Source organism: Nonomuraea phyllanthi, assembly GCF_006334985.2.
In the GTDB taxonomy this organism is placed as follows: Bacteria; Actinomycetota; Actinomycetes; order Streptosporangiales; family Streptosporangiaceae; genus Nonomuraea; species Nonomuraea phyllanthi.
Map to the genome: position 1 here is coordinate 128277 of NZ_VDLX02000017.1, position 11882 is coordinate 140158.

An 11882-nucleotide genomic window follows, 5' to 3' on the forward strand; every position below is an offset into this window, starting at 1 on the left:
CGTGTCAGGCGAGCAGGCGGGTCAGGACGCGGGTGCCGAACTCCAGGCCCTCCACCGGCACCCGCTCGTCCTTGCCGTGGAACATCCCGAAGTAGTCGAGGTCCGGCCGGAGCATGAGGGGCGCGAAGCCGTACCCCGTGATGCCGATCCTGGCGAAGGACTTGGCGTCCGTGCCGCCGGCCATCACGTACGGCACCGGCCGCGCGAGCGGGTCCTCGGCCACCAGCGCGCCCGCCAGCGTGTCGAAGAACTCCGACGGGTACGGCGCGGCCGGCGCGTCCTCCAGGTTGACGAACTCCCGGGTGATCTTCGGCCCGAGCAGCGCGTCGATCGTCTCCAGGAACTCCTCCTGCAGGCCCGGCAGGTAGCGCCCGTCCACGTGCGCCTCGGCGGTCGAGGGCACCACGTTCACCTTGTAGCCGGCGTCCAGCATCGTCGGGTTCGCCGAGTTGCGGATCTGGCTCTTGAACAGCCCGCCCAGCGGGCCGAGCCGGGCCGCCTCCTCGTCCAGGCGGTCGAGGTCGACCGGCTGGCCGGTGATCTCCGACAGGCTCCGGAGGAGCGCCGCGACCGACGGCGTCAGGCGTACCGGCCACTGGTGGGAGGCCACCCGTGAGAGAGCGTGCGCCAGCGTGGCGACCGGGTTGTCCACCGGGGGACGCGAGCCGTGGCCCGCCACGCCGTGCGCGGTGAGCCGCATCCACGCGGTTCCGCGCTCGCCCACCGCGATGGGGTAGACGCGGTGCTCGCCGGAGGCCACGCTGAAGCCGCCCGACTCGCTGATCGCCTCCGTGACGCCGTCGAACAGCTCCCGGTGCTCGGTGACCGCGTGGCGGGAGCCGAAGTCGCCCGTCGCCTCCTCGTCGGCCAGGAACGCCAGCACCAGGTCGCGTTTCGGGCGCACGCCCTCGGCGGCCAGGGCGAGCACGGTCGCGAGCGTCATCGCGCACGAGCCCTTCATGTCGACCGCGCCCCGCCCGTACACGCAGCCGTCCACGACCTCTCCCGAGAACGGGTGCATCCGCCACTCGGCCGGGTCGGCGGGCACCACGTCCAGGTGGCCGTGCACCAGCAGCGCGTCGGGCGAGTCGCCGTCGATCCTGGCCACCACGGTGGTCCGCCTCGGCGCCGACTCGAACACGTGCGTCTCGATGCCCGCGTCCGACAGCAGCGTGGCCACGTACTCGGCGGCCGGGCGCTCCCCCGAACCGGGATTGGTGGTGTCGAACCTGATCAGATCCGAGCAGATCTCGGCAACGCTCTTCATGCTCTCCCCTTAAGTGTCAGAGGCGGTACCTCGGGCGTCTCCATGTCGAAGATCAGCCCGTAGAAGGCCAGCTCGGCCTCCAGCGCCGCGACGATGGTCTCCTCCCTGCGCCAGCCGTGCTGCTCGCCGGGGAAGGTGAGCAGGGCCCACTCCTTGCCGTGTTCGTCCAGCGCGGCGGTGAACCGCTCGGCCTGGCTCACGTCCACGATCGCGTCCTCCAGGCCGTGCATCATGAGGCACGGGCCGGAGGCGCGGTAGGCGTTCAGCAGCGGCGAGCGCTCGGTGTAGCGCTCGCGCGTCTCCGGCAGCGGGCCGATGAGGCCGTCCAGGTAGCGGGACTCGAAGTCGTGCGTCTCGGCCGCCCAGCTCTCCGGGTCGGTGATCGCGTAGTGCGCCACCCCGCCCGCGAACACGTCGCTGTGCACCAGCGCCGCCACCGTGGTCCAGCCGCCCGCGCTGCCGCCCCGGATGGCGATCCGCGCCGCGTCGGCCCGGCCCAGCTCGACCAGGCCGCGGGCCACCCTGGCGCAGTCCTGCACGTCCACCACGCCCCACTGGTGGCGCAGCCGCTCGCGGTAGGCCCGGCCGTAGCCCGTGGACCCGCCGTAGTTGACCACGGCCACGCCGATGCCCCGGCTGGTGAAGTAGGCGATCTCCAGGTCCAGCACGACCGGGTGGTTACCGGTCGGTCCGCCGTGCACGAAGATCACGTACGGTGCCGGCCCCTGCGCGCCGGACGGCGGGTAGAGGTGCGCGTGCACGCCCTCGATCGTCATGGCCTCGGGGGTGGGGAGCAGGTCGCGGCCGGGCAGCGGTTTGCGGGCCGACACGATCTCGCGGCCGCCGCCGCCCTCCAGGCCGACGAGGCTGACCTCCAGCGGCGTGTACGGGGTGGCCCCCACGCCCGCCACCTTGCCGCCCGCCACCGACACGGTCGACGACCAGTAGGTGGCGTCGCCGCCGATCTCCCTGAGGTCGCCGGTCTCCGGGTCCAGCACGCCGAGGCGGCGGCGGTCGGGGCTGCCGTACACGACGGCCAGCTCGCCCGTCTCCGCGACGGCCAGGTACGCCATGCCGGGCTTCCACGCGGCCGAGCCGAACTCCTGCTCCATCGGGGTGAGGTTGCGGGCGGGCGCGCCGTCCAGGTGCACCACGTGAACGTTCCACCAGCCGGTGGGGTCGGTCACCGCGTACAGGCTCCCGGCGTCGCGCCACTCGGCCTGCGCGACCGACTCCTCGGGGCCGCCGGCGACCACGCGGTGCGCGCCCGCGGTGCCGTCGCCGTTCAGCGGGGCCACGCACAGCTCGGTGCCGTCCCACGGCATGTTCGGGTGGTCCCAGCCGATCCAGGCGACATGACGGCCATCAGGGGATATACGGGGGTTCATCAGGAAATGCTGGGCTTGGACGATCGCGGTGACCGGGCCGCCGCCGCCCAGGGGCACCGCCACCAGGTCCCGCACGTCGTCGCTCTCGCGCACCGCCCACACCTCGTCGCGGCCCGGCGGGAGGTAGAGGTCGGCGTAGCGGGACGGCCCCTCGGGCGTGATCGGCACGGGGCCCTCGGCGCCCGGGTCGAGGCGGTAGAGGCGCTGGTCCGCCCAGTTGGTGAAGACCAGGCCGCCGCCCGGCAGCGGGCGCCAGGAGCGGCCGCCGTACTCGATCACCCGGTTGCGCGCGTTCCAGCCCGGCGGCAACGCGTCCGTACGCGAGCCGTCCGGGAGGCGGCGCACCACGCAGCGCCGCCCGCCCTCGTGCGGGCGCGGCTCGTCCCACCAGACCTCCACCCCGGAGGGCGTGGCCACGGCCTCCACCCACTGCGGGCCGCCATCGGTACGCGCCACATCGATCGGTCGAATGCTCATCAATCTCACCAATTGCCGTTGGTACAAGGAGGAAGGGGATGCTCGGGCGGATGGAGGATGTACGCGATGCCCCCGCTGCCCGAGCTCCGCAACCACACGTTCTCGAACGCTGCCCGCGGATAGACCCTCCGAACCGAGGCGTCGCCTGGCGCGGCCGGATCGTTCACCACGATGTCGCCCTCGGCCGTGAATCCGACGACGACCAGGATGTGGCCGCTGGTGGAGTAGCAGGAGCCGGGCAGCTCGTGCGCCTTGAACGACTGCGAGGTGATCACCGGGATCCCGGCGCGGACGAACGCCTCCAGCTCCACCGCCGACCGCAGCCGCGTCACGAACCCGGCCAGGCCGTAGCGCCCCGCGTACGCCACGTTGAACGGCCAGTTGCCGGTGCCCTGGTAGCTCTCGTCGTAGGTGCCCATGGCCGCGTGGTCCACCATCGGCGCCGGGTCGCCGTCACCCACCCAGGCCAGCTCGGCGGGGGAGGGGCCGCGGCCCCAGTAGCCGAGCACCATGGCCACCGACGCCGGGCTGCACCAGTTCGAGCCGCCGCCGTCCCACCGGGGGTGGTGCCCGGCGTGCGCGTGCTGGGAGTGCCGGGGCACGGCCAGCTCCACCGCCCCCGCCGGGCCGAAGGGGCTCGGCACGACGGGCCGCCGCGGCAGCGCCGAGGCCAGCACGCCCAGCCCGGTGACGCGGGCGCCCGTGCCGTGGCAGGAGACCCGCACCTGGTACGACACCACCGGCCGCCGCGCCACGAACGTGTCCACTGCCACGTCCCCGTCCTCGTCGCCCTGGCCGGGCACCGAGGTGCGCGGCTCGCCGTGCGAGGACCAGCGGCCCATGACGTACCACTTGGTGAGCCCGCCCCGCTCGGTGCGTGCCCGCAGCGCCACCTCGATCCAGGAGCCCTGCGGGGTGAGCGCGGTCCACGACGGCACGAGCTGCGTGGCGGGGAACCCGATCCGGCGCTCGTCGCCCGTCCACGTGGCGCGGCCCGCGGGCACGGCGAAACGGGAGAAGGCGACGCGGGCCAGATCGACGGTGAGCACCAGCCACATTGTGGTTTCGCACTCCGTGTCGCACATCGGATGGTTTACGTACCAGCCGATGCCCGACGGGGCTGATTACAGGTAGAGGCCCGTGGACTCGTCGCCCGGGTGGGCGGTGATCTCGCGGCCCGCGCGCAGGGCGTACAGCTGCGCCAGCGTCGCCCCCGACGGGCCGACCCCCTTCTCCGTGCCCAGCCAGGTGACCGCCTCGTCCTTGGACAGCGGCCCGACCTCCAGCTGCGCCAGGCACCGCCCGGGGCGGACGACGGCCGGGTGCAGCCGGGCGAGGTCCTCGTTGGTGGTGATCGCCACCAGCACGTCGCGGCCCTGCCCGAGCAGGCCGTCGGTCAGGTTGAGCAGCCGCGACAGGCCCTGGCCCGCCTGGGCCTTGGCGCCCGAGCTGATCAGCTCGTCGCAGTCCTCCAGGACGAGCAGCCGCCAGCGCTGCGCGTCCTCGTCGGAGTCGTAGCCGACGGCCACCTCCATCAGGTAGCCGGGCTCGTTGAACAGGCGCTCTGGGTCGAGCACGCAGTCGACCTGGCACCAGTCGTGCCACTGCTTGGCGAGCGTGCGCAGCAGCGTGGTCTTGCCCGTGCCGGGCTCGCCGTGCAGGAGGATGAGACGGCCGTTCACGTCGTCAGGGGTGATCGACATGAGCCGGTCGAGGGAGGGGCGGACCTTCGCGGAGTAGTTGGCGCTGATCTCGGCCCACGGCTGCGCCGTGATCGGCTTCTCCGAACGCGTGCCGCCGTGCATGCCGCGCCACCAGAAGCCCATCTCGACGTGGTCGACCTCCGGCATGGCCTCTTCGGCGCCCTCGATGCTCTCGGCGAGCACGCTCTTGGCCAGCTCCTCGTTGACCGCCGTCACGCTGACCGTGGCCGTGCGGTTGCGGTGGCGGATGACGCGCAGCGTCCAGCCGTCGCCGCAGATGAGCCGCGACTCGGAGCCGTCCTCGACCCGGGCCGTGCGCAGCACCCGGCCGCCCTCCGGGCTGAGCGGCGCGTCGGGGCGCACCCGCTCCAGGTTGGCCAGGCGCGACCACGGCTGCGCGCCCGTCGCGAACGGCGACAGCGCCAGGGCGTCGATGACGTCGATCGCGGAGTCGGCGTCGTCGATCCAGATGTTCATGGGGAGCTCAGAGGACTCCGGGCTGGGGAACGGCACCTCCCTTATCACGGACATAACGCTAATGATCTGACGTCCAGCCGTCACATGTCGAAGGGTTTTGCCGAATTGGGTCGGCGAATTCGGCCTAGGAACCGCTCCTGCGCAGCGTGCCGGTCTGGGTGACGATGTCGAACCCGGGCGTGTCGCGCCAGGTGTAGGTGAGGGTGTCGCCCTTCTTGGCGAGCCAGATGGTGCCGGCGATGCAGCCGCCGTCGTTCGCTCCCAGCGAGAACGTCAGCTGCGCCTCCTCGACCTTGGTGAGCTTGATCGTCCCGCGGCAGGTCGACGGCGGGTTCTTCTCGGCCCACGCGGCGGTGGAGGAGCCGGCCTTGAGCACGACGGTGTTGTCGGCGCCGTCGGAGTCCATGGGGTTCGTGCTGTCGGTGTGGCCCGTCCACGTCCCGGCGAAGGCGGCGGGGATCTCGAGGTCCTCGCCTTGGCCGGGGTCGGACGGGCCGGGGGTGCCGGTCGGCTCCGGGGACTCGGCGGACGGCGGCGGTGACTCCGCCTCCGACGGAGGTGACTGCGCTTCCGACGGTGACGCGGCGGCCGACGGTGACGTGGCGGCCGAGGGGGAGGCGGGCGGGCCCGCCGACGTCGTGCGGTCGCCCACCACCGTGCCGGGATCGGAGGCGCCGTTGAGGTAGAGGGCCGTGGCGACGGCCGCCGCCAGGACCACCACCCCGGCCACGCCGCCGACGAGCAGCCCCCGCGACCGGGCCCGCCGCGTGCCCCGGGTGTCGCGCGCCGGGTAAGGCGGCCCCGTGTCCAGCCCCTCGCCCGACGGCGGACCGTGGCGAGGCGGCGGCAGCGGGATCCCCGGACCTCGCCGGCCCTGCGGGGGGCTCTCGTACGGGCCTCCGGGAGGCGGCACCTGGGGGCCGACCAGGGACATCATCAGCTGCCGCGCCGAGGGCCGCCCGGCGGGATCCTTGGCCAGGCACGACGCGATCAGCCCGCGCAGGCGCGGCGGCAACGGCGACAGGTCCGGCTCCGCGTGCAGCACCCGGTGCAGCACGGCGGGCACGGTGTCGGCCCCGAACGGGCTCGTGCCCGTCGCCGCGAAGATCATCGACGAGGCCCAGGCGAACACGTCGGACGCGGGCGACGCCGGAGACCCGCCGATCTGCTCGGGCGCCAGGTAGGCGGGCGTGCCGATCAGGCCGGACGACAGCGTGGCCGCCCCCTCCGCCCGCGCGATGCCGAAGTCGACCACCCGGGGGCCGTCCGGCCCCAGCAGCACGTTGGCCGGCTTGAAGTCGCGGTGCACCACCCCGGCCGCGTGGATGGCGGCCAGCGCGGTGGCCGTGCCGACCGCGAGGCGCTCCAGGTCGCCGCCGTGCAGCGGGCCGCGCTCGCGCACCCGGTCGGCCAGCGAGGGGCCGTCCACGTATTCGCTCACCACGTACGGCCGCGGCCCCTGGGTCGAGACGTCGAGCACCCGCGCCGTGCAGAAGGAGGCGATGCTCTCCAGCGCCTGCAGCTCGCGCGCCAGCCTGGCCCGCGTCTCCTTGTCGCCCGCGCTGAGCAGCTTGACCGCGACCTGCTCCCCGGCCGGGGACCGGGCGAGGTAGACCACGCCCTGGCCGCCCTCGCCGAGCCGGCCGGACAGGGAGTACCCGCCCAGAGACGCCGGATCGTCTGGTTCCAGGGGGGTCGCCATGACCGATACGTTACCGGCCGCCATGCGCGCGCGATGATCCACCGGTACCTTGGTGGGCTGGGTTAAATCACTCCTTATGCGGAGGTAACGGGGAAGTGTCGAAGGTTACGTTCCGTGAGCGGACGCGTTACTGGTTCGACAACACCATGTCCAAGGGCACCGCCTCGCTGATCGGCTGGCTCGCCCTGGTGTCACTGGCGCTGATCGTCGTCGTGACCGCGCTCACGGTCTGGCTCGCGCCGGACGAGCCCGAGGGTGTGACGGGGCCTGGCCACGTGCTCTGGATCGCGCTCATGCACGCGCTGTCCCCGGGCAAGATCTCCAGCGACGATGGCTCGACCGCGTACATGACGCTGATGTTCGCCGGCTCGCTCGGCGGGCTGTTCGTCGTCAGCATGCTGGTCGGCCTGCTGTCGAACGGGCTCAAGCAGAAGGTCGACCGGCTGCGCCGGGGGCGCTCGCGGATCGTCGAGTCGGGCCACACGGTCGTGCTGGGCTGGTCGGACCAGGTGTTCACCATCGTGGGGGAGCTGGTCAAGGCGCACGCCAGCCAGAAGAGCTCAGCCATCGCCATCCTCGCGGAACGTGACAAGCTCGAGATGGAGGAGGAGATCCGCGAGGCCGTCGGCGACCTCGGCAGGACCCGCGTGGTCTGCCGCACGGGGCGGCCCACCGAGCCGCGCGACCTCGCGCTGATGAACCTGGCCGCCGCCCGCTCCGTCGTCGTGCTCTCCCCCGAGCGGGAGGACCCCGACGCGCACGTCATCAAGATCCTGCTCGCGCTCGCCAAGCGCGAGGGCGTGCACCCGCCGGTGGTCGCCGCACTGGCCTCCAGCCGCAACCTCGCCGCCGCCCGCCTGGCCGGCGGCCCCGACGTGCACCTCGTCGACTCCGACGACACCGCGTCCAGGCTCATCGTGCAGTCCTCGCGCCAGTCAGGCATGTCCGTCGTCTGCATGGACCTGCTCAACTTCGACGGCGGCGAGATCTACCTGCGCACCCCCAAGAAGCTCGTCGGCGTCACGTACGGCGAGGCGCTGCACGCCTACCAGACCGCCACCGTCATCGGCCTGCGCCGCCCGACGGGCGTCGTGCTCAACCCGGCCGCGGACACCGTCGTCAACGCCGACGACCAGGTCATCGTCATCGCGCACGACGACTCCCACGTCCGCCTGGCCGCCGGCAAGCCGCACCTGGACGAGTCCGCCATCGTCGAGACGGACAGTCCGCCCACCGAGCCCGAGCGCACGCTCCTGCTCAACTGGAACGGCCGCGCCGAGCACATCGTCCGCTACCTCGACGGCTACGTCGCCCCCGGCTCCGTCATGGAGATCGCCGCCGACCACCCCAAGGCCGGCACCGGCCTGGCCGGCCTGCGCAACCTCACCGTCAACGTCAAGGACTGCGACACCACCGACAGGTACGCCCTGGAGTCGCTCGGCGTCGGCCTCTTCCAGCACGTCATCGTGCTGTCCGACGACCGCTTCGACATCCACCACTCCGACACGCGCACGCTCATGACGCTGCTCCAGCTGCGCGACATGCAGAGCACGCTCGGCGAGCACTACTCGATCGTCAGCGAGATGCACGACGAGAACAACCGCGCCCTGGCCGAGGTCACCGAGGCCGACGACATCGTGATCAGCGACACCGTCATCGGCCTGCTCCTCGCCCAGCTCGCCGAGAACCAGCACCTCGCGGACGTGTTCGGCTACCTGTTCGACTCGCACGGCTCGGAGATCTACCCCCGGCCCGCCGCCTCGTACGTCAAGACCGGTACGGAGGTGACCTTCTCCACGGTCGTGGAGGCCGCCAGGCGCAGGGGAGAGACCGCCATCGGCTACCGCAGCGCCCGGGCGCGCAACGTGCCCCCGCACTACGGCATCGTGCTGAACCCCGGCAAGTCCGAGCCCATCGTGCTGGACGACAGGGACTCGGTCATCGTCCTGGCCGAGCGCTGAGCCGTAGGGTTCCCCCTGTGAGGACCATCGACTGGGTGGACGGCGCCGTCGAGCTCGTCGACCAGACGCTGCTGCCCGACGAGTGCGTGATGCTGCGCGTCCACACCGTGGACGACCTGGTGGACGCCATCGGGCGGCTGGCCGTGCGCGGCGCGCCCGCGCTCGGCGTGGCGGGGGCGCTCGGCGTCGTCCTGGCCGACGGCGACCCCGCGCAGATCGCCAGGCTGCGCGCCGCCAGGCCGACCGCCGTCAACCTCGCGTGGGGCGTCGACCAGGCCGTCGCCCACCTGCACGAAGGCCGCGAGTCGGTGCTCGCCGCCGCGCTGCGGGTGCGCGACGACGACATCGCCGCGTGCCTGGCCATGGGCGAGCGCGGAGCCGACCTGCTCGAAGGCGATCGGCTGCGGATCATGACGGTGTGCAACACCGGTGGCCTGGCCGCCGTCGAGCGCGGCACCGCGCTCGGCGTCGTCCAGACCCTCCACGAGCGCGGGCGGCTGTCTGAGGTGCTCGCGCTGGAGACCCGCCCGCTGCTGCAGGGCGCCAGGCTCACCACCTGGGAGCTGGCCAGGATGGGCGCGCCGCACCGGCTCGTCGCCGACTCGGCGGGGCCGTACCTGCTGGCCAGGGGCGAGGTGGACGCGGTGCTCGTCGGCGCCGACCGCATCGCCGCCAACGGCGACACCGCCAACAAGATCGGCTCGTACGCGCTGGCGCTCGGCGCCGAGCGCGCCGGGGTGCCGTTCGTGGTGGTCGCGCCCGAGTCCACGATCGACAAGAACACCCCCACCGGCGAGCACATCGAGATCGAGGACAGGGGAGCGGACGAGGTCGTGACCATCAGAGGTGTACGCGTGGCGCCCGAGGGCACCCGTGCCCTGAACCCGGCCTTCGACGTGACGCCGCACGATCTCATCACCGCGATCGTGACGGACAAGCGGGTGATCCGGCCCTAGCCAAATCCACGGTCTTCCGGACCCGTCCGCGTCCCAAGCGTTACGCTCGGTGGTCTCGACAGCGACCCCCGGAGCTCACCGTGGCCATCGACCTGGTCTTAAGAAAAGACTGGAACGCCCGCGCGCCGCGTGGCGACTACACAGCGCTCGAATCGACGAAGGGTGTGAAGGTCCACTACACCGGCGGCAGGGTCGATCCCGGCATCGTCTCCGACCACGCGCGGTGCGCGGCGATGGTGCGCTCCATCCAGGCGTACCACATGGACGGAAACGGCTGGATCGACATCGGCTACTGCGTCGACGAGGAAACCGAGATTCTCACCCGGCAAGGATGGAAGTCCTACGGAGAGCTGCGGGTCGGTGACCTCGCGCTCACGCTCAACCACGGCACAGGGATGTCCGAGTGGCAGCCCGTGCTCGAAGTGTGCGTCTTCCCTGCGAAAGAGCGGGAGATGATCCGGATGGAGGGCGTCTGCCACTCCTCCTTGACCACTCCCCATCACCGCTGGCCGGTGGAGCGTTACCGTCGGCGTACCGGAACCGAACGGCAGAAGGGGCCGGATGGGAAGTGGCTGCCGACGGGAAGGACGAAAAGGACGGTCACCACTCATGAGCGCCTGTGGGCGACCACTGAGACGCTCGGCTACTGGGACCGCATTCCGATCGCGGCTCCCTGCGCTGATCTGCCCACCGAGCTGAAGTGGTCGGACGCGTTCGTGGAACTGCTCGCGTGGTTCTGGACCGAAGGACACATCAAGCACACCCGGCAGGGAGCGCAGAGCGGCGTCGCGATCTACCAGTCGCTGCGCAACCAACCGCACATCATGCGCATCCGTGCCGCGCTGCACGGGGTCTTCGGGCCGCCCGTCGATCGTTTCCCCCGCCAGGGGCGGTCCACGGACGGCATTCCTCGATGGCGGGAAGCGATCAACGATGATCTCGTCGAGTTCCATCTCTCGGCCGACGCGGGCAGGCAACTGATCGAGGTGGCACCCGGCAGGGTGCCGGGGTTCGAGTTCCTCCTGTCGCTGTCGCAGGCCCAGCTCGCCCTGTTCCTCGAAACGTCCCTGGCTGCGGACAACGCCGGGCGCGACAAGCTCGCGCAGAAGGCCCGGGCGGGCGCGGAGGCGTTCATGTTCGCCGTGCTGCTCTCAGGAGCGGGAGCATCACTTCGCCGTGTGCCGCCGAGGGGCAACCTCAAGACGGACATGTGGCAGGTGACGGTCCGTCGACAGCGATACCTCACGCCTCGATCCGCCGCCCGGCGTGGAAACGCGAACTTCAAGATCCAGAAAGAGATGTACCACGGCCAGATCTGGTGTCCTCGAACCGAGAACCAGAGCTGGCTGGCTCGAAGGAAGGGCACCGTCTACTTCACCGGCAACACCATGATCGCGTGCCCGCACGGGAAGGTGTTCGAGGGGCGGGGGCTGCACCACCTGCCCGCCGCGAACGGCCCCGGGCTCAACACCGGCCACTACGCCGTGCTCGGCCTGGTGGGCAACGCCGGGCTCGTCGAGCCGCCCGACGGCGTCCTGCACGCGATCCTCGACGCCGTGCAGTACGCGCGCGACCAGGGCGACGCCGGCAAGGAGATCAAGGGGCACCGCGACGGCTACGCGACCGACTGCCCCGGCGACCCCCTCTACGCCTGGGTCAGGCGGGGCGCGCCACGCCCGGGCGCGGCGCCGCCCACCCGGCCCGACCCGCCGGCCGCGCCGCCGTTCCCCGGACGGCTGCTCACGTACCCGCCGGTGACGCGCGGCGACGACGTGCGCACGTGGCAGGCGCAGATGAGAAGGCGGGGCTGGTCCCTGGACGTCGACGGCGCGTACGGGCCCGGCTCGCGCGAGGTGTGCCGCCGGTTCCAGCGGCAGCAGGGCGTCACGGACGACGGCGTGGTGGGGCCTGTCACGTGGCGGCTGGCATGGGAGGCCCCTGTCTCCTGAGG

At 72.1% G+C, this 11882-nt stretch carries 8 protein-coding genes; 3 read left to right on the forward strand and 5 right to left on the reverse strand.

Translation table 11 applies throughout. The features are described from left to right. Positions 1 to 4: 4 nt before the first annotated feature. The 5 genes from FH608_RS36955 to FH608_RS36975 all read right to left on the reverse strand — a co-directional run bounded on the left by FH608_RS36955 (position 5) and on the right by FH608_RS36975 (position 7014). Positions 5 to 1267 (reverse strand): M20/M25/M40 family metallo-hydrolase, encoded by a 1263-nt coding sequence (locus FH608_RS36955; protein WP_139635029.1) that lies wholly within the window; start codon positions 1265 to 1267, stop codon positions 5 to 7. Beyond that, complete coding sequence (locus FH608_RS36960) at positions 1264 to 3132, reverse strand: dipeptidyl-peptidase 5 (RefSeq protein WP_193318833.1); 1869 nt, start codon at positions 3130 to 3132, stop codon at positions 1264 to 1266. Before FH608_RS36960 ends, FH608_RS36955 begins: the two co-directional genes overlap by 4 nt. Positions 3133 to 3137: 5 nt before the next feature. Next, positions 3138 to 4190, reverse strand: a complete 1053-nt coding sequence (locus FH608_RS36965; RefSeq protein WP_139635030.1) for a C39 family peptidase — start codon at positions 4188 to 4190, stop codon at positions 3138 to 3140. A 66-nt stretch (positions 4191 to 4256) separates the two neighbouring features. Then, the gene (locus FH608_RS36970; protein WP_193318834.1) at positions 4257 to 5366 is read right to left on the reverse strand and encodes a DUF5925 domain-containing protein; all 1110 of its coding nucleotides are present in this window, start codon (positions 5364 to 5366) and stop codon (positions 4257 to 4259) included. A gap of 70 nt (positions 5367 to 5436) precedes the next feature. Then, positions 5437 to 7014 carry a serine/threonine-protein kinase gene (locus tag FH608_RS36975; RefSeq protein ID WP_193318835.1) on the reverse strand — a complete coding sequence of 526 codons (1578 nt, stop codon included), beginning with the start codon at positions 7012 to 7014 and terminating at the stop codon, positions 5437 to 5439. Positions 7015 to 7109: 95 nt separating this feature from the next. On the opposite strand from FH608_RS36975, the gene FH608_RS36980 reads away from it, so the two are divergent. From FH608_RS36980 to FH608_RS53200, 3 genes are all read left to right on the forward strand, one after another. Continuing rightward, on the forward strand, positions 7110 to 8975 hold the full coding sequence (locus tag FH608_RS36980; RefSeq protein WP_139635032.1) for a CASTOR/POLLUX-related putative ion channel: 1866 nt from the start codon (positions 7110 to 7112) through the stop codon (positions 8973 to 8975). Positions 8976 to 8992: 17 nt separating this feature from the next. Next, positions 8993 to 9931 carry an S-methyl-5-thioribose-1-phosphate isomerase gene (mtnA, locus tag FH608_RS36985; RefSeq protein WP_139635033.1) on the forward strand — a complete coding sequence of 313 codons (939 nt, stop codon included), beginning with the start codon at positions 8993 to 8995 and terminating at the stop codon, positions 9929 to 9931. 80 nt (positions 9932 to 10011) lie between these two features. Next, positions 10012 to 11880, forward strand: a complete 1869-nt coding sequence (locus FH608_RS53200; RefSeq protein ID WP_226900233.1) for a peptidoglycan-binding protein — start codon at positions 10012 to 10014, stop codon at positions 11878 to 11880. The last annotated feature ends 2 nt before the right edge of the window (positions 11881 to 11882 follow it).

Excerpts from the sequence above, each read along its gene's own strand:
- FH608_RS36965 (WP_139635030.1), bottom strand. The coding sequence starts at position 4,190 with ATGTGGCTGGTGCTCACCGTCGATCTGGCCCGCGTCGCCTTCTCCCGT.
- FH608_RS36975 (WP_193318835.1), bottom strand. The coding sequence starts at position 7,014 with ATGGCGACCCCCCTGGAACCAGACGATCCGGCGTCTCTGGGCGGGTAC.
- FH608_RS36970 (WP_193318834.1), bottom strand. The coding sequence starts at position 5,366 with ATGTCCGTGATAAGGGAGGTGCCGTTCCCCAGCCCGGAGTCCTCTGAG.
- FH608_RS36960 (WP_193318833.1), bottom strand. The coding sequence starts at position 3,132 with ATGAGCATTCGACCGATCGATGTGGCGCGTACCGATGGCGGCCCGCAG.
- FH608_RS36955 (WP_139635029.1), bottom strand. The coding sequence starts at position 1,267 with ATGAAGAGCGTTGCCGAGATCTGCTCGGATCTGATCAGGTTCGACACC.